Consider the following 19,753-nt stretch of genomic DNA (forward strand, 5'->3'; position numbering starts at 1 on the left):
GTTCACTCGTTACGGCGTCGGCGGCGCGCGGCGAACACCGCAGCCCCCGCGATGAGGGCGACGAGTCCGAGGCCGGTGGCCACGGGGACGATCGAGCCGGCGTCGTGCCGGGTGTCGGCGGCGGGCGCGGCATCCACGACGTGGGTGCTGGGGCTCGGTGCGGCGGTGGCCTCCGGGGTGTCCGTGGGGCCGGCCGATGGAGTCGGTGACTCGGTCCTGGTCGGCGTGGGCTTCGGTTCGGGCCTGGCGGGGGCCGAGGTCGTCGGGTGCTTCTTCGGCCGCTCGGGCGCGGGGCCGGTGTCGACGCCGGGGGTGAGGGTGGGTGCCTTGGCGGTGGAGGCGGGCTTGCCGGCGTCGCCCTGCGGCTTGGTGTTGTGGGCGCGGAGCTGGTCGGGGGTGACCGTGGGGCGTCCCTCGGTGCCCTTGATGTTCGTGCCGCCGAAGATCCACAGGTCGACGCTGCCGGGTTCGGGTTTGTAGAGCATGGCGCCTAGTTGGCTGTACTGCCAGGTTGTCGCACCCGGGTCGGCGTGCCAGTACGACCAGTACGCGGACGCGGGCGGGGTGAGCACGCAGTCGTCCTGCGTCGGCGTCGGGTACTGCTTGCCGCCCTTGTAACCGCTGTAGCCGATACGGCAGATGAAGGCGGGCCCGTCGTGGCCGGTGCCGGTCGTACTCCAGCCGCCCTGGTTGAGCAGCGTGTATCCGGTCGTGGGCGTCGTACCGCAGGAGCGGAGGATCGGGCCGCCCCAGTGGCTGAAGTCGACGGCGAGGACCGCACCGGAGGTGGTGGTGCAGCGGCCCATCGGCTGGGGGTCTGCTGCTGCCGGAGCGGTGGTCGCGGCGAAGGCGGCGGCCGTCAGACCGAGCGCCGCGACACCGCGAACAACCGCCCGCACGAGACGTGTTGGGATCACCGGGAACCTCCGGCACCGGTCCGGCGGCGGGCGACCGCAACGGTGCGCCAGCCGACGAGGACCAGCAGTGCGGCGATCCCGGCGAGGGCGCCCACCTGCACGCCGGTGGCGGCGAGACCTCCCCCGCTGGCTTCCCCCGTGCCGCCGGTACCACTCGCGCCGCCGGTGTCTCCGGGCGTCACGATGTCGGGCGTGCTCGCGCTCGGGCTCGGGGTGGGCTGCGGTGACGTACCGCTGAGGTCGCGCGTCAGCTCACCGAAGGAGATGCCGGTCGTGCCGCCCACGGCCTGGGTGGAGGCTCGCAGGTCGGAGCCGCGCTGGCCCTCCTTGGCCACGTTGAAGCCGCCGTCGGAGTTCTGCTGTCCGGCGAGGAACTTGCGTGCGTGCGCGATCTGTTCGGGGTACTTGGACGCGTCGAGGGACAGCCCCTGCACGGCGAGGGCGGCCGAGTTGACGGAGTCGCCCGCCGCGCCCGGGAAGCCGCCGTCGGCCAGCTGCTTGGAGGCGATCCAGGCGAGGGCCTTGCCGACGGCCCGCTCCGCCTTGTCGCCGCCCGCCAGGTCAAGGGCCATGGCGGCGATGGCGGTGGAGTCGACGTCGGAGTCGTTCGTGGACGGAATCAGGCTGGGCCAGGCTCCGCTGCTGTGCTGGAGGCTTTCCAGGTAGGCGATCGGCTGCTCGGCCGCCGCCTTGTCGTCGGCCCTCAACTGGGCCATGACGGCGAGGGCTTGGGCGAAGACGGACGGTGCGTAGGTGTAGGCGCCCTCGGCCGCGCAGGAGCGGTCGGGTGCGGTGCTCGGCTTCGCGCAGACCGTCTTTTCCAGGGCGGCGATGAGGTCCTTGCCGGCGAAGTCGCGCGGGTCGCGGCCCACCGCCTCGGCGAGCAGGGCGGTCTTGCCGATGGATCCGCCGGCCGCGTACGCGGTGCCGAGGCCGGTCCAGTCGTTGACCGTGCGGCCTTCGTCGTCCTTGCCGCCGTGGTCGAGGAAGTCGACGATGCCGCGCAGCTTGGCGTTGTTCAGGCCGGTGGCGGCGAGTGCGTAGGCGCCGTCGATGGTCAGGCCGAAGTCGGCGCGGGATGTGCCGGGCCCGGAGGTGTAGTACCGGCCCTGCTGGAGGTTGGCGGCGCTGGTCAGATAGGCCACGCCCTTCTTGAGGTCGGGGCCGTCACCCGGGCCCGTCGTGGGCGGTTGGCTGGTGGGTGGTGCGCTGGTCGGCGGTTGGGTCGGCTCGGTCGGCTTCGTCGTCAGGACGGTCAGGTCGGTGAGTGCTCCGGCCAGCACGGCCGGAGGCGTCGGATACAGGGCCGGGTCGGCGGCGCCCTCCTCGAACCCGAAGCCGCCGCCGTCGAGTTGCTGCCGCGACAGCCAGCCCACGGCCGCGTCGGCGCGGTCGGTGTCGCCCAGTGCGCGCAGGGCCTCTGCGGCGTACGCGGTCGCGGCGACGCTGCCGGTCGTGGAGCCGGTGTAGCCGGGGAAGGCGCCGTCCGCGCGCTGCGCCGTGCCGAGGTAGGCGCGTGCCTTCGCCACGGCGTCGTCGTGGCCACCGGCCTTCCGCAAGACGAGAGCCACCAGCCCGGTGGTGGCCGGGTCGCCGTCGCAGAACTCGCCGGGGCGGATCAGGATGTCGGTGATGCCGCCGTCCGCGCACTGGAGCTGCGTCAGGCGGGCGAGCGTGTCCGCCGGGGGCGTGGTCCCGGCCCGCAACAGGGCCAGCACGGACAGCGCTTGGCCGTCCGTGTAGGTCGCGTTGCGGAAGTCGCCCTTCGCGGTGCAGCCGGGAGTGGCCTCGCCGGATTCCGGGCCCGCGGTGCAGACGTTGCCCTTCAGGTCGCCGATCAGGTCGTGACCGCCGACGTGGGCGGGATCGTTCTGGGTGATCTCGGCGAGAAGTGCCAGACGGGCGGCGGCGGTTGCGTCGGGGGCCTGGTCGGCGCCGGCCGGGTAGGCGTAGGCGTCGGTGTGCGCGGCCAGGAAGGAGCTGATCCTGCCGAGGGCCGCGCTCTTGGCGTCCGCCGCGGCCAGCGCGTAGGCGGTCTCGGTCGTCAGGAGGTAGTTGGGCGTGTCGGCGCCGTCGTCCACGATCCTTTCGCCGTCGGCGAGTTGGGACGTCAGCCACTTCGCGGCGGCGGTCACGTCCACGCTTCCGGGGGCGCCGGTGGGCGAGCCGCTCGGGTCGGGGGTGCCGGTGGCGCCGGCACGTACGTCGTCCGGGGTGAAGGCGGGCCTGCCCGTGCTGCCGCCGACGTCGGTGCCGCCGTAGACCCAGGCGTCGACGTCACCGTCCTTGAGCTTGCGGTCCATCGCCCCGTACTGGCTGTAGGACCAGTCGTCCTGGCCGGGCGCGGCGGTCCAGTACGACCAGTAGGCGGTGGCCGGCGGGGTCAGGACGCAGGACTCCTTGTCGGGCGTCGGGTACTGGGTGCCCGAACTGCCGTAGCCGATGCGGCAGATGAAGGCGGGGCCGTCGTGCTGGGTGCCGGTGGTGGTGAAGCCGCCGTCGTGCAGGAGGTCGTAGCCGGTGGTCGGGGTCGTGTCGCAGCCGCGCTGGAGCGTGCCGCCGAAGGGAGCGAAGTCGACGGCGACGACGGCGCCCTTCGTGGCGGTGCAGTCGCCGATCGGGTCGGCGGCGGCGGACGTCGTCGTGAGGAACGTCACGCAGGCGGCGAGCAGTACGAGGAGTGCCGACGCAAGTGCCGCCACCGGTCCGGGTCTTGTGCCCGTACGGCTGTCTCTGCGCGCTTCGGTCCCCATGGTGGCCCCCTCGTAGCCTGCCCGGCGCGGGCGGGAACGTGGGTGAGGGCCCCCACGGCGGGGGAAGGTCCCCGTGCCTGGAAGGCGGTCGCACCACGCCGTAGTCCGCGACGGCGTCTGTTGCTGATGAACACGCCCCAGGCATTCCGGCTCGCCCGGCGGTGCCGGGCCTACGGTTGCGGGTCAGCGCCGGGTTTCGACCGGCTTCCCCTGGAACTTCTTGCGTATCAGGCGGATTTGAACATGGTTCACAGGGAGCGTCAAGGTGGGTCACAGGCCGCCTCGCGGGTTGTCCGGAGCACCCCTGGCGAGGGCCGGGCCGGTCGAGTACCGTCCCGCACTGCCGAGTGGGGGAACCCGGTGGGAGTCCGGGGCTGACGCGCAGCGGTGTGGGACGGCAGGGGGTCGTCCCGAGCCCGAATGCCCAAGCGGTGAAGCATTTTTGGTAGCCGGTCCACGCGTTTCGGACACCGGTCACGCTCGCCGCCGCGCAGGCCGTCAGGGTCTCCGGCACGGGTCCGGTCGGTGTCCCTCATCCCAGGAGCAGGCCATGTCCCGTACCGTTGCCCGCCGTTGCGCCCTCACCGCGACGGCGGCACTCGGCGCGTTCGCACTCACCACCTTGCCGGCGGCGGCGACCGCCACCCCGGCCCAGATCGCCACCTCGAAGACGAACGGTGTCGCCTACCTCAAGTCCCTTCAGGCGGCGGACGGTTCGTACGCCGGCTCGGGTCTGTCCAACGAGTGGGCGTTCAGCGCGTTCGCCGCCGCCGGAACCGCCGCCGTGGACGTCACGCCGGGCGGCGACACCACCAAGAACGCCAGAACCGTCTACCGCACCCTCTTGTCGACGAGCGCCTGGCCCTCGACCTCCCCGGTGGTCACCGACTACGAGCGGGCCACGCTGAACGCCTACGCGGCGGGCATCGATCCCGCCCGCGTGTCCGCCTCCCGCAACCTCGTCGCCGACATCTACAGCTACTGGCAGACCGCGGAGACCGGTTACTTCGGCCCGTCCGCGAATTTCAACGGCACCGTCTTCGCCGCCCTGGCGCTCAACGGAGCGAAGACCACGGCAGGACAGATCCGCGTCCCGCAGGCGCTGCGCGACGCGATCGTCACCCGCCTCCGGGCCAACCAGCACAACGACGGCGGCTGGAACTACAGCAAGGCCGAGGGCAACGCGACCCAGCTCGCGGCGGCGAGCGACATCGACATGACCGGGGCCGCGATGGCGGCCCTGTGCGTGTCCGGCGTACCCAGCACGGACACCGACATCGTGCAGGCCAAAGCGTTCCTCAAGAGCAAACTGGTGGCCGCGAGCGGTGCGTTCAACGCCCTGTTCGGCGTCAACACCGACTCCAACGGCTGGGCCGTCTCCGGCCTCAACGCCTGCGGCATCAATCCGCAGACCGGCGACTTCCTGACCGCCCAGGGCAAGACACCGGTCGACTTCCTGATCGCCCAGCAGTTCAACCCGGGCGGCGGGTTCAAGTACCTGCCCAGCGACACGAGTCCGTCGGCCTACGCGTCGATCGACGGGCTGCGCGCGGTGGCCGGCGGCGGCTTCACCGCCACCCCGCCCACACCGGTGACATCCGGCGCACCCCAGTGGGTCGGCCAGACCACCCTCACCTCGGGCACGGCGACGAAGCTGGCGCTCACCGTGGACGACGGCGCGGGCAATCTCCAGGTGTGCTCGGTGACCCTCACCCCGACCGGGACCACGACCACGCTCGGCGCGGTCCTCGACGCGGCCACCGGCGCCGCCACTCCCGCGGGCTGTGTGACCGGCGTGGCCCCGTCGTCCGGCACGGGCACGATCACCGCCCTCAACGGCAAGGCCAACAGCGGCACCAGCACCTGGAAGGTCAGCGTCGACGGCGGCGCCTTCGCCGGCGCTACCCGGCAGCAGGTGATCAACGTGGGCGACACGATCGCCGTCCGCTGGGGCGCCTGACGCCGACGTCCTCCGCGGACGTCGGAGTCGTAGGGTCGCGGCATGCGTATCGTCTCCCTGCTGCCTGCCGCGACCGACATCGTCGCCGAACTGGGGCTGTCCGCGCGGCTGGTCGGCCGCACCCACGAGTGCGACTGGCCGCCGCGCGAGGTGGCCGGTGTCCCCGTGGTGACCGGCGCGGACCTCGATCAGGACCGGCTCACCAGCCGGGAGATCTCCGACGCGGTGGGCGGTTCGGCGCACTCCGGCTCCTCGCTCTACACGCTGGACACCGAGGCACTGGCGACCCTGCGCCCCGACGTGGTGCTCACGCAGGACCTGTGCGATGTCTGCGCGGTGTCGTACGAGAAGGTCAGCCGAACGGTGCGGCTGCTGGACGCGGACACCCGCGTACTGAGCCTGGAGCCACGCACCCTGGACGACGTGCTGGACTGTCTGGTCACGGTCGGTGAGCTGCTCGGCGTGCGGGCGCACGCGGAGCAGCGGCGGGCCGAGCTGCGGACGCGGCTGGACCACGTCCGCGCCTCGGTCGCCGGACGGTCCCGTCCCCGGGTCGTGGCGATCGAGTGGCTCGACCCGCTGTGGCCCGCCGGACACTGGGTGCCCGAGCAGATCGCGGCGGCCGGGGGCGAGGCGCTGCTCGCCGCGCCGGGCGAACACACCAAGTCCATGACGTGGGAGGCGGTGCGGGCCGCACGACCGGACGTGGTGCTCGTCCTGCCGTGCGGCTTCCCGCCCGAACGGACCCTGCGAGAGGCGGAGTTGCTGACCGCGCTGCCGGGCTGGGCGGAACTGCCCGCCGTGCGCGACAGCCGGGTCTGGGTGCTGGACGGACCGTCCTATTTCAACCGCCCGGGGCCGCGCGTGGTGCGCGGCGCGGAGGTGCTGGCCCACGTCCTGCACGGGGTGCGGACCGGAAAGCCGGTCACGGCCTCCGAGGCCCGCGCCCTGTGACCCTCGCAACCCCTCTGCTCAGAAGGCGGTCCAGGTGAAGGCCACCTTGTCGCCGGCGTTCAGCTTGAACTGGCAGCCGCCGACCGGTGTGGGCGTGCCGTTGACGGAGATGTTCCAGTAGGCACTGGCGCCGCCGCTGACGTTCTTGATGGTGTCGACCGAGTAGTCGTCGAACGAGGCGTACCAGGTGCCGTCCCACGTGAAGTGATGCTTGCGGGCGGCGTCGTCGAGCGCGGCCGTCGGGGTCGGGACGGCGCTGGGGTTCGCGCCGCCGTTCGTCCCGTCGCAGTGGTGAGTGCCGCCGGTCGCGGTCGTCACGTCGTGCCCCTTGGTTCTGATCCTCCCCTTGTAGAGGAGCCCGTCCGGCCCCTGCACGGTCACGCTCACCCGGACCGGGGCGTTGGCGCCGCCGACCGCCTCCGGCTGGGCGACGGCCGGGGCGGAGACGAGGGCGAGGCCGAGGGTCGTGGTGGCGATCAGGACGCGGCGTGCGGATGTACGGCGCAAGGTCGGTGCCTTCCTGGCGTGGGCGGCCCGCGACCCGGCACCGAGCGGGCCGCGCACGGAACAGGCCGGTGAAGACCGGCCGGTGTCGGCGGACCAGGGCTCTCGGCTTCGCGCTGCGGACCATGACAGTGGGAAGCGGTACACAGTGCACGCCGGGTTCCCCGACTCACGGCCCGGACGGGCCGCACACGGTTGCAGGTCAGCGCCGGATTCACACCGGCTTCCCCCGGTCGCACACGGATGGTGCGGGTGTTGCCTTGCACGTGCTGAAACCACCGCATCCTAGGGCCAGTTGACGGACCGGCACCAGGACCGGTTCGGACGTCGGTGTCCTGGACGGACAGTCGGCCGGAACGTCAACGGGAGCAGGGCTGGGGCAATCCCGAACGCACGCGTGTTTGCTCGCCCTCGCCGAGGATCACGACATGAGTGCCGGTGGCGAGTTCGTCGGTGACTGGTACAACCACGCGCCCTTTCGGGCGATCATCACCTCGGCCCCGCGCCGCCAGCACGCCCCAACAAGATCCCGCTACGAGCTCTTGGGTTGACTTCTATAGATTCCGGTTCACGAAAAGGCCGTTTGTGAATGATTCGGTGAAGCGTTTTGGCAGCTGTACGCCAAATTCGACCACTTGCATCGGAGGCCACAAAGGAAGGGCCGACGCCGTTACGGTTCCTGAGAGTTGACAGATCCAGCAAGCTTCAAGCCAAGTGGACCCGCCGGAACAAGGGGTGAATTCATGCGTCAGGTGGCGATGTGGTGCGCCGGGGGCGCCATGTTCTCGGTCGTTCTCCTGGCGGGATGCGGCAGGTCTGACTCACCCTCACTGTCCTCGTCATCGTCCCCACCTCCCTCTCCCAGTTGGTCCTCATCGGTCTCCTCTGCCTCTGCTCCTTCCGGGTCTTCCGCCTCCGCATCGGTTCCCGTGGATGCCGAGCCCGATCCTCCGGCGGCCACGGTCCCGACGGGATCCGTTCCTGCGGAGCTCGTGGGCGAATGGGACGGCGACGGCACGGCCGTTCGCTTCGACAAGATCAGGTTCGGTGCCGACGGCAGCGTTGCTCTGCTGTTCAACAACGGTGGGACATTCGAAGGAACCGCCGTCGCCGAGGACACCTCCTTGACGCTTTACGTGCCAGGCGGGCCGATTCACTATCGCCGCTGGTCCATCCAGGCATTCGAAGCAGGTTACGGGTACACATTCGAGAATCTGATGCTGGACGGGGTCAGTTATGTCCGCCAGACGAGCGGTACGTGACGCCCATCAGTGCTGATACGGGGGAAATATTGATGAGCAGGCGTAAGGGCGGGCGGGCCCCGGAATCCGGTGCTGCAGTGGACGGGGAACTCGTCAGGGATATCGCGCAGGGCATAATCAGCCGGGTAACACCGCGGGAGATGACGCTGTTCAGGCGCCGCAGCGACGCCTTCTTCAAGGACCCCGAGGCGGAACTGAGCGCGGCACGAAAAAGCTTGCGGGCAAGGCCGAAGGAGGAGTTGCTCGCGTGGGGCACCGCCGAAACAGTCGTAGCGCTGACGCCGTTCGCCCTCGCCGTCGTACAGGGCGTACTCACTTCCCTGATCGAGTCAGTGGCCTCATCAGCCATCGACCGCAGCCGGGAAAGCGTCGCACGGCTGCTCCGGCGGACACTGCGACGCCCGGCTGCCGACGAGGCGACGCCGAACGCACCCGGCGCTGTCTCCGAGGACGAAGAACCCCTCACCGCCGAACAGTTGAGCACGATGCACGCCCGTGCCCGCGAACTTGCCATGGCCCAAGGTCTGGATGAGGACAGTGCCCTACGGCTCGCCGACGCCCTGATCGAGGAACTGAGGCGCTGACAGTGTGGACGTTCCCACCGGCCACGGGTACGCGGCAGCCAGAGGCCCACTGCGACCACGCCACCGTGGGCCACCCCGACCCGTTCGGTCTTCCCGACGGCGTGAAGTTCCGCTTCGTCCTGCTCGTCACCGCTCTTTTCGGGACCTCCGCGTTCATCTGGAACCTGCTCTACTACGCAGTCCATCCCCGGGCCGCGGACATCTACACGGCCTGCGTGGTGAAGGCTCACGTCGCACCGGGAGCCACGCCAGGCAGCTACACAAAGGAATTCCTCGCGTGCACCGCACCCGGTAGGCACGAGGAGACGCTGTGGGTTCTCTCAGGCCTGGCGCTGCTGGCACTCACGACTGCCGCCCTCCACGTGTCCCTCCCGTGGCTGCGGACGGCGTGGCAGCGACTCGCACCCCTGCGACCCGACATCGATCCCGGGGAAGCCGCGCTGTCGAAGGTCCTTGAGTCACTGGTCGCACAGGCGGGCCTGCGCGTGAAGCCGCGCTTCTACGTGGCCCCGAACTGCAAGCAGGCCGGCGCCCTCGCCTTCGGCAGACTCGGCGACTACCGGGTGAGGCTCAACTACGGACTCATCGACAAGGGCGCCGAGGACCCGGAACACCTGCGCACCGTAGTACTGCACGAACTGGCGCACATTCGTAACCGGGACATCGACATCACCTACCTCACCGTGGCGCTGACCTTGTCGTTCGTCCCGCTCGGGCTCATTCCACTCGCCGTCGCCCTGGCCGGGACCGACTCCGGGAACGCACTGGACGTGGGCTGGCGCGCGGTGGTCCTCGTCGGCCTGGTCTGTCTGACGGCAGCTGCCGTGCTGCGTGTCCGGGAGACCGCAGCCGATGTCCGTGCCGCCTCCTGGAGCGGTGCTCGGGCGGGGCTGCTGCGGCTGTTGACCACCCCACCGACACCGGGACAAGGCCGCTGGTTCTGGCTCCGGGGGCCGTTGGCGCTGCATCCCTCCGGCCCGCAGCGTGCCGCCCAGGTCCGGTGCCCGGCGGGACTGTTCCGTCTCGGCTTCACCGAGTGCCTGGCTGTCGGGCTGTCCGCCACGGTCGCCGTGTCAAGTCTGAGCACCCTGCTGTTGACCGCTTTCATCGGTCCCGACGCTCGGACAATTCCCTGGGCCATCGCCCTGGTACTCGCCCCCTTGGTGGTGGCAGTGACCGGGGCCGGAATGTGGCGGGCCACGGCGTGGGCGAGGGGACAAGACCCGGAGGCGGCGGACGGGATCCGCCCCCCGACGGTGCTCCCCGCCTTCGGTCTGACGGTCGGTCTCGTGGTGGGCCGTTACATCGCGGCGGACAACGGCATCGGCGGTGGCGGATCCCTGTTTCCGTCGTGGGCGGCCGGAGTGTGGTCTCTCGTTCTCGGCGTGCTGTTGGTGCTCTTCTTCCGCTGGATGGCGCAGGGTGCCACAGTCTGGCTCGATCCCTTGGGCCGTCCCCTCAGCCGAGCCTGGCCGCTTGCCTGGGTGGCCGCGGTGGTGCCGCTTGCGGTCCTGCTCGCCTGGTGGCTGCTGCTCTACGACATGGCGGACGGTCTCCACGTGGTCAACGAAGGGCTGGTGGCCGACCACCGCGCAGCCATGGGGTTCGCTCCCGCCGGGCCGCTCTGGGCGTGGGCGGCGCTGAACCATCCCATGGCCCTGCTCTTCTACCGCTGGACACCCGCCGTGGTGGCGGCAGCCACTCTCTGGGCTCTTCCTCTCGCGGTGCTGTGGCGCCGGGGTGCGAGCGCACCGTCGTCCGGCTGGGCCCGTCGGGTCATGATGTCCGTCCTCGGAGGAACGGCCGTTTTCACGCTCGTGATGTTCGGCGCCCGCCTGGCGGCCCACTTCGGCGTAGCCGCAGAGCTCCGCGGCAGCCCTGGCTACGCCGGAGTGTTCGAGCACTGGCTGGTCATCGTGGCCGTACTGCTGCAAGGGGTGGTCGCCGCTTTCGTCACCGCACGGCTGTACCACGCACATGGCCGTCCCGCGGTGCTCTTCGGGCTGATGGCGGCGTTCATGACGGGGTGCCTCACGACGGTGGTGTTCCTCGGGTCGGCCGTCGCGGGCGGATGCTGGGACCCACTCGCGCTGGCTTCCGGACCCTGTGGGTTCAACCTCGCTCCGTCCGCCGCGCGCGACAGCCTCCTACGCACGGTCGTAGTGGGCGCCGTGGTGGCGGTGGTCGGAGCCGGAACGGCCGCCTCGGTCCGCTCCTCGTGGACACGTCGGCGAGATGCACGCGCTCGTGTCCCCACCGGTCTCGCGCCCGTCTCCCGCGGACAGCGAGCCGTCCTCTCCGCAGCCGGCGTATTGGCCCTGTCGGTGGTACTCACCGGGCTCACGATCCAGACGAGTGCCGGCCGGCCCGAAGTGGCCTCCCGCGGGGCCGCCGCGCGTGCCTGTCAGAAGCTCGACGAGGTCATGAGCAACGCGGACCACATGACCGGAGCGGACAAGAGCGCAGGGCTCTTCGAGGCCGTGGGGCTGGCCGAGGACGGCCACAACACCGCTCTCGCCACAGCGCTCCAGGACTTCGTCCGCGCCGCGCAGAGACAGGACCTCCACGCCTTCGTCGACGCCGGCGAACGCATCCGCGCACAGTGCGTGGCAGAGGGGTCCCCACTGCGGTCGTTCTGACATGACAGAAGCGGCGGCGGATGCGGATGCTCCCTTCCCGCCAGGCCGGAGCCCATGGGAGCGGAACCGGCCCACACCCGTGCCCGGCCGAAAAACCATGGTGTCTCGGACGGCACTGCCGAGGTGCTGATGAAGTCTTACGGACCAGTGACGTGACGGGCGTGGCGCTGTCGATCGGCGGGCGCGCGACCCTAGCGTCGGGGGAATGCGAGTACTGGTCACCGGCGGTGCCGGGTTCATCGGGTCCCATGTCGTCGAGGCGCTGACCGCGCGCGGGCACGAGGCGGTCGTGTTCGACCTGCGTGACGGTCCGGACGTGCGCGACGGCAAGGCGGTCGCGTCCGCGTTGCTGGGCGTGGACGCCGTATGCCACCAGGCGGCGATGGTGGGACTGGGCACGGGATTCGGCGACGCGCCCGACTACGTCTCGCACAACGATCTCGGTACGGCGGTGCTGCTGGCCGCCATGGGTGACACAGGGGTGCGCCGGCTGGTGCTCGCCGGGTCGATGGTCGTCTACGGCGAGGGCTCCTATGCCTGCGAGTGGCACGGACCGGTGCGGCCGGGGCCCCGGTCCGTGGCCGATCTGGACGCGGGGCAGTTCGAACCCCGGTGTCCGCGCTGCGGTGAGGAGTTGACGCCGGGGCTGGTCGACGAGGACGCACCGGTCGACCCCAGGAACGTGTACGCGACGACCAAGCTGACCCAGGAGCATCTGGCGGCGGCATGGGCGCGGTCCACGGATGGTTCGGCCGTGTCGCTGCGCTACCACAACGTGTACGGCCCGAGGATGCCGCGCGACACCCCGTACGCCGGGGTCGCCTCCTTCTTCCGGTCCGCGCTTGCGCGTGGTGAGTCGCCCCGCGTCTTCGAAGACGGCGGCCAGCGGCGGGACTTCGTGCACGTCAGGGATGTGGCGGCGGCCAACGTGGCGGCTCTGGAGTCCGAGCCCGAGGAGGGGACGCTGACCGCCTACAACACCGGCAGCGGCGACCCCCACACGGTCGGGGAGATGGCGCGGGCGCTGGCCGCCGCGTACGGCGGACCTGCTCCTGTGGTGACCGGGCAGTACCGGTTGGGGGATGTCCGCCACATCACGGCGGACTCGTCACGGCTCCGGGCCGAGCTGGGCTGGAAGGCCGAGGTCGAATTCGCGGAGGGGATGCGCGAGTTCGCGACGTCGAAGCTGCGCGGGCAGGAGTAGCCGGCCGGGGATCACTCACCAGCCGGCCGGGGATCAGTGGTGGGCCGGACGCCGGTCGGCAGCCGGTCGGCGAGCAGAATTCGGCCAGGGACAGGTCAGCGGTGGGTCGGCGGGCACCAGCCGCTCAAGGAGGCCGCCGGTGTCACGCCTCGGCCATGGGAAGCGTCACCTCGAAGCGGCAGCCGCCCGACACATTCCGTACGGCGGCCCGGCCCTGGTGGGCCTCGACGATGCCGCGCACGATCGCGAGCCCCAGCCCGGCCCCGGCCGGCGGGGTCCGCGCGTGCGTGCCGCGCCAGCCGGTGTCGAAGACGCGCGGCAGATCGTCTTCCGGGATACCGCCGCGGCCGTCCGTCGCAGACAGGACGACACCCTCGGCACACCGTTCGGCGGCTACGGCGACGGTGCCGTCGGCCGGTGTCCTGCGGATGGCGTTGACCAGCAGGTTCCCCAGCACCCGGCTCATCTCCTTGCCGTCGGCCTCGACCGGCACCGGTTCGATCCAGTGGCCGACCAGCCGTACACCGTGTTCCCGCGCCAGCGGGTCGGATGCCGCAGAAAGAACGCGAGAAGGTCGAACTCCCTTACAGTCAGGGCTAGTTCAGAACCCTTCTTGGTGGCGCGGCGGCCGGCCGGGTCGACGGTGAGGTCGGCCGAACGCAGGGTGCGTGCGGCGGTCGCGGGCCTGGTGCGCCGTAGCACCGACTCGACGCGCAGGACCAGTTACCGGGGGCTGAACGGCTTGGTGACGTAGTCGTCGGCCCCGGCCTCCAGACCCAGGATCCGGTCGTCCTCGTCGCCGCGCGCAGTCAGCAAGATGACCGGCACAGGACCGGGCCCGCGCTTCCGGCGGCATACTTCAGGTCCGTCGATACCGGGCAGCATCAGGTCGACCACCACCAGGTCGGGCCAGTGCGTGGCGGCCCGGGCGAGCGCCTCCGGCCCGTCCTCTGCGCGGTCCACCGCCTACCCGGCACGGTCGAGATACCCGGAGACGACCTCGGCGACGGTCGGATCGTCGTCCACGACGAGGATGCGCATCGTGTCCCGGGGCCTGCTCAGGACGGGTACGGCGGTTGGGGATTCGTTCGGCTGCTGCATGTCGTCCAGCGTTCCACCAGCCGCGCCCGCCACCCGTTTTCCTGCCTCGACGTCCGCGTTTCGTAAGGACCGGAAGCCCGATATGCCGGATTCTCGCCCGTAGGGTGAAAGCCGTGACGACCTCCCCTGCAATGGAACCGGACCCGGCGCCTGTCGACGTGGTCCTCCCCTGTCTGAACGAGGCCGAGGCCCTGCCCTGGGTCCTCGCCCGCATCCCGGCCGGCTGGCGCGCGCTCGTCGTGGACAACGGATCCACGGACGGTTCGGCGGAACTCGCCCGTGGCCTCGGTGCCACCGTCGTGCGTGAAGAGCGACGCGGCTTCGGTGCCGCCTGCCACGCCGGGCTGACGGCCGCCACCTCGGACATCGTGTGCTTCTGCGACTGCGACGCCTCGCTCGACCCGTCCCTGCTGGCGCCCTTCGTTCGCGAAGTGCGGGACGGCGAGGCCGACCTCGTGCTCGGGCGACGCCGCCCGCAGGGACGAGGGGCCTGGCCCGCGCACGCCCGGGCCGGCAACCTCGCCCTCGCCGGAATGCTGCGCCGCCGTACCGGACTTCGCCTGCACGACCTCGGCCCGCTCCGTGCCGGCCGCCGCGCGGATCTGCTCGCCCTCGGCCTGACGGACCGCCGCAGTGGCTACCCGCTCCAGATGGTGGTCCGTGCCGCCGACGCCGGACTGCGCGTCACCGAGCACGACGTGCCGTATCGGCCGCGCACCGGCGCCTCCAAGGTCACCGGGACCTGGCGCGGAACCTGGCAGGCCGTGCGGGACATGCGTCGCGTCCTGGCCGAACCCCCGGCAGCCACGAGCCTGTCGGGCACCGGCTCGTTCTCCGCACCTCAAGGAGCGAACTCCCTGTGACCACCCTGCTCGTCATCGCCAAGGAACCGCTGCCGGGCCGGGTGAAGACCCGGCTGACCCCGTCGTTCACACCCGGGGAGGCCGCCGCGCTCGCCGAGGCGTCGCTCGTCGACACCCTGCACGCGGTGCTGGCGACACCCGCGCGGCGCCGGGTCCTGGTGCTCGCCGGAGAGCCCGGCCCCTGGCTGCCGCCGGGCTTCGACGTCGTACCGCAGTGCGGCGGCGGGCTCGACGAGCGGCTCGCCGCCGCGTTCGCCGCCTGCGACGGGCCCGCCCTGCTCATCGGCATGGACACCCCGCAGGTGACGCCCGACCTGCTCACCGTCGACTTCGCGGACTGCGACGCCTGCTTCGGGCCGGCCGAGGACGGCGGCTTCTGGGCGCTGGGCCTCGCCGAACCCGACCCGGAACTCCTGCGTGGCGTACCGATGTCGACGCCCACCACCGGCGCCGTACAGCGCGCCCGGCTGACCGCCGCGGGGCTCCGCGTCCGCGACCTCCCGAGCCTGCGCGACGTGGACACGGCGTACGACGCCGGACTGGTCGCCGCCGCAGCACCGGAGGGGCGGTTCGCCAGGGAACTGGCGAGGCTGCGAACGGCAGTTGCCCGGTGAGCGCCGGACACGAGACGCGTCAGCCTGCGGCGGAGGGAAGTCCTGCGCTCGCCCTTATGAACCACCCCTCACCGAAGGCGGATCGCAGCGCTGTGTCCGCGCACGTCGTCGGGCGGCTTCCCTCCGCGTCGCCCGATGTCACGGCCCGCTCCTGGTCCGCCGACCCGTACACGGACGCTCTGCGCACCGGTCGCGGCCCTCTCTACCTCCGCCGAAGCGACGGCTGGCTGCTGCCCCTGGAGGTCGAGCGCTGGTGCGCCGAGGCCGATGCCGCCGACCGGGAGGTGCTGGGGCGGTGCGAAGGTGCCGTGCTCGATGTCGGCTGCGGTCCCGGGCGGCTCGTGACGGCGCTCGCCCAGCAAGGGTGGCGCGCGTTGGGTGTCGACGTCAGCGAGGCCGCCGTCGCGCACACCGTCCGCCTCGGCGGACAGGCACTGCGCCGGTCCGTCTTCGATCCCCTCCCCGGCGAGGGCCGCTGGGACACAGCCCTCCTCATCGACGGCAACGTCGGCATCGGCGGCAACCCGGGCGCCCTGTTGCGACGGATGTCCCAACTCCTCGTCTCCGGCGGACTGTTGATCGCCGAGACGGCACCGGTCGATGTCGACGAACGCGTACAGGTGCACGTCGCCGACGGGCGCGGCGCCTCCGGCACGGACTTCCCGTGGGCCCGTCTGGGCACCCCTGCCCTGCTGCGCCACGCCCGCCGGGCGGGGTGGCGCCCGGAAGGTCAGTGGGCGGCGGGCGGTCGCTCCTTCCTCGCCCTGCGCAACCGCAGGACGAGCAGCGCGGCCGAGCCCCCGAAGAGCACCGCCGTGACCAGCAGCCAGCGGGACAGGAACCCGTCACCGGAGAGGCCGGTGGCGGACCTGTAGTGGTTCGCGACCTGCCCGCTGATCAGCGGGAACCACACCAACAGCAGGAGGCCGGAGAGCATCGCCGGGACACGGACGTAGATCGTCCACCTCCTGCGGCCGACCGCGCCCAGCGCTCCTGCCAGGGCCCGGTCGGCCCCCGCGTACAACGGCACCAGCACCAGGTCGTGCACCAGCGCCGCGCCCACGAACCACAGCGCCACCCCGAACCAGTCGTCCGCGAGCAGTCGAACCCCCGCGTACCCGGCGAGCGCGAACGAGCAGGCGAGCAGCAGGAGTTGGAGCGGACTGCCGAGTGCCGGGCGCGTGAACGGAATGCGCATCACAGGTCTCCGAACGTCATACGGGCCACCCATTTGGTGTTGAGCACGCCGGGCGCCGCGGGGACGATGACGCGGGCCGGGTAACCGTGGTCGGGGGTCAGGTCCTCGCCGTTGACGAACAGGGCGAGCAGGGACCGCGGGTCGCCGACCTGGTTGGCGCGCAGGGCCGCACGCCGGAACGCACCGTGGCGCTGGAGCGACTCCACGAGTACGTCGACGGGGTCGTCGTGTCCGACCAGCGCGGCCAGATCCCGCAGTCGTACACCCCGCCACCACTGGTCCGAGGTCGACCAGCCCTCCACGCAGGCGATGGGCAACGCCGAGCTGTGGAGGGCGAGTCGGAGGAGCTGGGGGCGGGCGAGCCGTACGCTGCGGCCGTCGCGCCCGGTCACGACCAGCCGCCACGCCTCCTCTCCGGTCTCCATCAGGCTGATGCCCGCGTAGGCGGCCGTCTTGTTGATCTGGAACCCGCCCGGACCGCCACCCGGTTCGGGGCCGCCGTGCGGTGCGAGGACCGCGGTCTCCCGCAGCGGTCCGTCGAAGCTGCGGCCCGCCGTCGTGCCGAGCAGAAGCAGCGATCCACCGCCCACCACGCCGAGGGCGCCACGCCGCGAGACGGTGGGCTCGGCGGGATCCGGGGACACCAACTCCCCGTCCTCGGCGGCGTGTTCGTCCCGAAGGTGACGCAGATTGTGCAGGGCCACAGGAGTCTTCAGTACGGCGTGCGCCAGGAAGGCGGCGAAGAAGACCCAGGCGCCGTAGAAGTGCAGGGGGTAGAAGGAGCCGGGGAAGATGTAGTCCAGCTGGACGTTGAGGACGCCGGTGGTGAACTCGAACAGGCCGCCGCCCACCAGGAGCAGCAGCGAGAGACGTTCCAGCGCGTGGGCGACGGAGCGGGCCGGCGGCAGGGCGAACAGCTTCGGCACGACCGACCACAGCTTCGCCAGCAGTACGGGGATCAGCGTGATGCCGAGGGTGACGTGCGTGCCCTGCGTGAGGCGGTACAGCCAGGACGGATCGGTCGGCCAGGAGAAGAGATAGAAGCCGAGCAGGCCCTTGTCCGGGGTCTTGTCGTTCACCGGCGACAGGTCCGGGTTGTAGGCCGCGTACGACAGCAGACCCGTCACGAACAGCACGGTGATCCCGACGAGCAGCACGACGCCCAGCACGGACGTGAACCAGGGGCCGCGCAACGGGCTGCGCCAGAACGCGGGTGAGGAGGGGGAGCGTGGCATGACCCGACCGTAGGCCGGGGACCCCCTCCAAACGGGTTCGCAAACCATGACGAAACACTGACGTCCACTCCGGCGGCGGCTCCAGCGGGCACATCGCGGCCTAGCGTGTCGGTGTGAACCGCGATCTTCTCCGCGACCGTCCCCGTACCCGTCCCGACGACCGTCCCCATGACGTTCCGGGCGACCGCCGGCGGGACCTCGTCCGCGACCTGGCCGCCGCCCTCGCCGCCTCCCTGCTCGTCCTGGTGGCCGCCCTGGTCGGCACGGCCATCCAACGCCGTGACCATTCGCTCTTCGTCGGCTGGCCACCCGTTTTCGCCCAGTGGGAACCGCACATCGGCCCCGGCACCCCGTCGGCGCTCGCCGTCGCGGTCGCCGTCGTCGCCTACGGTCCCGCACTCGCCGCCCGACTGCCCTGGCGGGCCCTGCTGTTCACCGCCTGGGGCACCGCCATGGCGTGGACGTTCTCGCTGGCCCTCGTCGACGGCTGGCAGCGCGGCATCGCCGGACGGCTGACGACCAGGAACGAATACCTCACGGTCATCGGCCGCTTCCACGACATCCCGAGCACCCTGCGCGACTTCACCCACCACATCCTCAGCCACTCCCCCGCGCCCTGGCCCGCGCACATCGCCGGGCATCCCCCGGCTGCCACCGTCACCTTCGTCCTCCTGGACCGGATCGGCCTGGGCGGCGGAGCCTGGGCGGGCGTCTGGTGCATCACCGTCGGAGCGACGGCCGCCGCCGCGGTCCTCGTCACCGTGCGCGTCCTCGCCGGCGAGCCGCTCGCCCGCCGTGCCGCGCCCTTCCTCGTCCTCGCACCGGCCGCCGTCTGGATCGGCACCTCGGCCGACGGCTACTTCGCGGCGGTCGCCGCCTGGTCCGTCGCCTTCCTCGCCCTCGCGGTCACCGGACACCGTCCGCGAACGACCGGCCTGGCCTCCGGCCTCCTCTTCGGCCTCACCGCGTATCTCTCGTACGGCCTGACACTGTTCGCCGTGATCGCGGGCGCCGTCCTGCTGCTCGGCCACCGACGGCTTCGCTCCCTCCCTTATCTCGTCGCCGGACTCGCCGTCGTACCCGCCGTGTTCACGCTGTTCGGCTTCAACTGGTGGGAGGCGTACCACCTGTTGATCACTCGCTATTACGAAGGGGTCGGCGGGACGCGGCCGTACAGCTACTGGGTGTGGGCGAACCTGGCCTGCACCGCGCTGATCGTGGGACCGGCGACAGTCGTGGGGCTGCGGCGGGCGGGCGCCGCATCCGCACGTCCCCAACTCCGGGACCTCCGGGCCGGTTTCCGTACGGCCCCGCCCGAACACCGGCTCGCCCTGCTCGCGTTCGCCGCGCTGCTGGCCCTCCTCGTCGCCGACCTCTCCGGCATGAGCAAGGCGGAGACGGAACGCATCTGGCTGCCGTTCGCGATGTGGCTGCTCCCTGCGTGCGCGCTCCTCCCCCGGCCCCGCGCCTGGCTCACCGCGCAGGCCGTCCTGGCTCTGCTCCTCAACCACCTGCTGCTGACCGGCTGGTGACCCTCGCAGGCGGGGACCGGACAACGGACCAGAGCGCGCCTCCTTGATGAGTCGATCCGCTGATCGGTGCCCGTTGAAGGCTTGCGGTATCGCCGTGGAACGGCACGTGATCAAGGACATCGGCGCGGCCGCGAACTCTCTCCACCGCCAGCCGCCGCCAGCACGTCATGCCCGAGCCGGAGCCGGGTTCTTGGGGAAGGTCGTCCCCTGGATCCCGGTATGCGGCACGAACAAGATCCCGGGCAAGGCCTGGCGGTCGGGCACCCGCAGGCGCCCTTCCGCCTGCTGGGGCGGCGGCTCGGGCGGCAGTGCCTCGATGAGGGACCACGACTCGTCCGACGCGATCCACGGCCGCGACTGACGCTGCACCACGACCACATCAACGAGCGATCAAGCCGACAGTCACATGATCATTCCGCTTTTGTTGGACGCA

General features: G+C 71.3%; 15 protein-coding genes, 3 pseudogenes and 3 riboswitches. Of the genes and pseudogenes, 11 read left to right on the forward strand and 7 right to left on the reverse strand.

What is annotated here, in order from left to right; all coding sequences use genetic code 11:
• Window positions 1-2 precede the first annotated feature (2 nt).
• Window positions 3-917 carry a hypothetical protein gene (locus ACIPTO_RS20090; protein ID WP_401193976.1) on the reverse strand — a complete coding sequence of 305 codons (915 nt, stop codon included), beginning with the start codon at window positions 915-917 and terminating at the stop codon, window positions 3-5.
• Window positions 914-3,670: a prenyltransferase/squalene oxidase repeat-containing protein gene (locus ACIPTO_RS20095; protein ID WP_401193979.1), complete on the reverse strand. Its 2,757-nt coding sequence runs from the start codon at window positions 3,668-3,670 to the stop codon at window positions 914-916. The genes ACIPTO_RS20090 and ACIPTO_RS20095 overlap by 4 nt, the downstream gene beginning before the upstream one ends.
• Before the next feature lie 118 nt (window positions 3,671-3,788).
• Window positions 3,789-3,920, reverse strand: a riboswitch (cobalamin riboswitch).
• Between the two features lie 70 nt (window positions 3,921-3,990).
• Window positions 3,991-4,117, forward strand: a riboswitch (cobalamin riboswitch).
• 103 nt (window positions 4,118-4,220) lie between these two features.
• Between ACIPTO_RS20095 and ACIPTO_RS20100 the strand changes: the two genes are divergently transcribed.
• Both ACIPTO_RS20100 and ACIPTO_RS20105 read left to right on the forward strand, forming a co-directional pair.
• On the forward strand, window positions 4,221-5,630 hold the full coding sequence (locus tag ACIPTO_RS20100) for a hypothetical protein (RefSeq protein WP_401193982.1): 1,410 nt from the start codon (window positions 4,221-4,223) through the stop codon (window positions 5,628-5,630).
• A gap of 42 nt (window positions 5,631-5,672) precedes the next feature.
• Window positions 5,673-6,584: a cobalamin-binding protein gene (locus ACIPTO_RS20105; protein WP_401193985.1), complete on the forward strand. Its 912-nt coding sequence runs from the start codon at window positions 5,673-5,675 to the stop codon at window positions 6,582-6,584.
• Between the two features lie 18 nt (window positions 6,585-6,602).
• Here ACIPTO_RS20105 and ACIPTO_RS20110 read toward each other — a convergent pair whose 3' ends face one another.
• The gene (locus ACIPTO_RS20110; protein ID WP_401193987.1) at window positions 6,603-7,091 is read right to left on the reverse strand and encodes a DUF4430 domain-containing protein; all 489 of its coding nucleotides are present in this window, start codon (window positions 7,089-7,091) and stop codon (window positions 6,603-6,605) included.
• Window positions 7,092-7,224: 133 nt separating this feature from the next.
• A riboswitch (cobalamin riboswitch) is annotated at window positions 7,225-7,360 on the reverse strand.
• Window positions 7,361-8,017: 657 nt separating this feature from the next.
• Between ACIPTO_RS20110 and ACIPTO_RS20115 the strand changes: the two genes are divergently transcribed.
• The 4 genes from ACIPTO_RS20115 (at window position 8,018) to ACIPTO_RS20130 (ending at window position 12,777) form a co-directional block, all read left to right on the forward strand.
• Entirely contained in the window at window positions 8,018-8,350 is a 333-nt protein-coding gene (locus tag ACIPTO_RS20115) for a hypothetical protein (RefSeq protein ID WP_401193989.1), read from the forward strand.
• Between the two features lie 32 nt (window positions 8,351-8,382).
• Window positions 8,383-8,934, forward strand: coding sequence for a hypothetical protein (locus ACIPTO_RS20120; RefSeq protein WP_401193992.1), 552 nt, complete (start codon window positions 8,383-8,385; stop codon window positions 8,932-8,934).
• Between the two features lie 65 nt (window positions 8,935-8,999).
• Window positions 9,000-11,573, forward strand: a complete 2,574-nt coding sequence (locus ACIPTO_RS20125; RefSeq protein WP_401193994.1) for a M48 family metalloprotease — start codon at window positions 9,000-9,002, stop codon at window positions 11,571-11,573.
• Between the two features lie 205 nt (window positions 11,574-11,778).
• A complete protein-coding gene (locus tag ACIPTO_RS20130) occupies window positions 11,779-12,777 on the forward strand; it encodes an NAD-dependent epimerase/dehydratase family protein (protein WP_401193997.1) in 999 nt (332 codons plus the stop codon).
• A 142-nt stretch (window positions 12,778-12,919) separates the two neighbouring features.
• On the opposite strand, the pseudogene ACIPTO_RS20135 reads toward ACIPTO_RS20130, so the two are convergent.
• A pseudogene (locus ACIPTO_RS20135) lies at window positions 12,920-13,333 on the reverse strand (sensor histidine kinase); the annotation flags it as partial.
• Window positions 13,318-13,878, reverse strand: a pseudogene (locus ACIPTO_RS20140) (response regulator transcription factor); the annotation flags it as partial. The pseudogenes ACIPTO_RS20135 and ACIPTO_RS20140, both read right to left, overlap by 16 nt.
• A 131-nt stretch (window positions 13,879-14,009) precedes the next feature.
• On the opposite strand from ACIPTO_RS20140, the gene ACIPTO_RS20145 reads away from it, so the two are divergent.
• The 3 genes and pseudogenes from ACIPTO_RS20145 to ACIPTO_RS20155 all read left to right on the forward strand — a co-directional run.
• Window positions 14,010-14,741, forward strand: coding sequence for a glycosyltransferase family 2 protein (locus ACIPTO_RS20145; RefSeq protein WP_401194723.1), 732 nt, complete (start codon window positions 14,010-14,012; stop codon window positions 14,739-14,741).
• On the forward strand, window positions 14,738-15,355 hold the full coding sequence (locus tag ACIPTO_RS20150; RefSeq protein ID WP_401193999.1) for a DUF2064 domain-containing protein: 618 nt from the start codon (window positions 14,738-14,740) through the stop codon (window positions 15,353-15,355). The genes ACIPTO_RS20145 and ACIPTO_RS20150 overlap by 4 nt, the downstream gene beginning before the upstream one ends.
• A 56-nt stretch (window positions 15,356-15,411) precedes the next feature.
• Window positions 15,412-15,954: pseudogene (locus ACIPTO_RS20155) on the forward strand (class I SAM-dependent methyltransferase); the annotation flags it as partial.
• Between the two features lie 131 nt (window positions 15,955-16,085).
• On the opposite strand, the gene ACIPTO_RS20160 reads toward ACIPTO_RS20155, so the two are convergent.
• Window positions 16,086-16,586, reverse strand: a complete 501-nt coding sequence (locus tag ACIPTO_RS20160; RefSeq protein WP_401194002.1) for a hypothetical protein — start codon at window positions 16,584-16,586, stop codon at window positions 16,086-16,088.
• Entirely contained in the window at window positions 16,553-17,788 is a 1,236-nt protein-coding gene (locus tag ACIPTO_RS20165) for a molybdopterin-dependent oxidoreductase (protein ID WP_401194005.1), read from the reverse strand. Before ACIPTO_RS20165 ends, ACIPTO_RS20160 begins: the two co-directional genes overlap by 34 nt.
• Window positions 17,789-17,901: 113 nt before the next feature.
• Between ACIPTO_RS20165 and ACIPTO_RS20170 the strand changes: the two genes are divergently transcribed.
• Together ACIPTO_RS20170 and ACIPTO_RS20175 are read left to right on the forward strand one after the other, a co-directional pair.
• Window positions 17,902-19,320 (forward strand): hypothetical protein, encoded by a 1,419-nt coding sequence (locus tag ACIPTO_RS20170; protein WP_401194007.1) that lies wholly within the window; start codon window positions 17,902-17,904, stop codon window positions 19,318-19,320.
• 190 nt (window positions 19,321-19,510) lie between these two features.
• Window positions 19,511-19,681 carry a hypothetical protein gene (locus tag ACIPTO_RS20175; protein ID WP_401194010.1) on the forward strand — a complete coding sequence of 57 codons (171 nt, stop codon included), beginning with the start codon at window positions 19,511-19,513 and terminating at the stop codon, window positions 19,679-19,681.
• Window positions 19,682-19,753 lie beyond the last annotated feature (72 nt).

Source organism: Streptomyces sp. NPDC090083 (genome assembly GCF_044747445.1).
Lineage (GTDB): Bacteria > Actinomycetota > Actinomycetes > Streptomycetales > Streptomycetaceae > Streptomyces.

What these genes read in the sequence shown, in the direction of transcription:
- ACIPTO_RS20095 (WP_401193979.1), bottom strand. Translation starts at nt 3,670, where the DNA reads ATGGGGACCGAAGCGCGCAGAGACAGCCGTACGGGCACAAGACCCGGA.
- ACIPTO_RS20100 (WP_401193982.1), top strand. Translation starts at nt 4,221, where the DNA reads ATGTCCCGTACCGTTGCCCGCCGTTGCGCCCTCACCGCGACGGCGGCA.
- ACIPTO_RS20105 (WP_401193985.1), top strand. Translation starts at nt 5,673, where the DNA reads ATGCGTATCGTCTCCCTGCTGCCTGCCGCGACCGACATCGTCGCCGAA.
- ACIPTO_RS20120 (WP_401193992.1), top strand. Translation starts at nt 8,383, where the DNA reads ATGAGCAGGCGTAAGGGCGGGCGGGCCCCGGAATCCGGTGCTGCAGTG.
- ACIPTO_RS20130 (WP_401193997.1), top strand. Translation starts at nt 11,779, where the DNA reads ATGCGAGTACTGGTCACCGGCGGTGCCGGGTTCATCGGGTCCCATGTC.
- ACIPTO_RS20145 (WP_401194723.1), top strand. Translation starts at nt 14,010, where the DNA reads ATGGAACCGGACCCGGCGCCTGTCGACGTGGTCCTCCCCTGTCTGAAC.
- ACIPTO_RS20160 (WP_401194002.1), bottom strand. Translation starts at nt 16,586, where the DNA reads ATGGGTGGCCCGTATGACGTTCGGAGACCTGTGATGCGCATTCCGTTC.
- ACIPTO_RS20165 (WP_401194005.1), bottom strand. Translation starts at nt 17,788, where the DNA reads ATGCCACGCTCCCCCTCCTCACCCGCGTTCTGGCGCAGCCCGTTGCGC.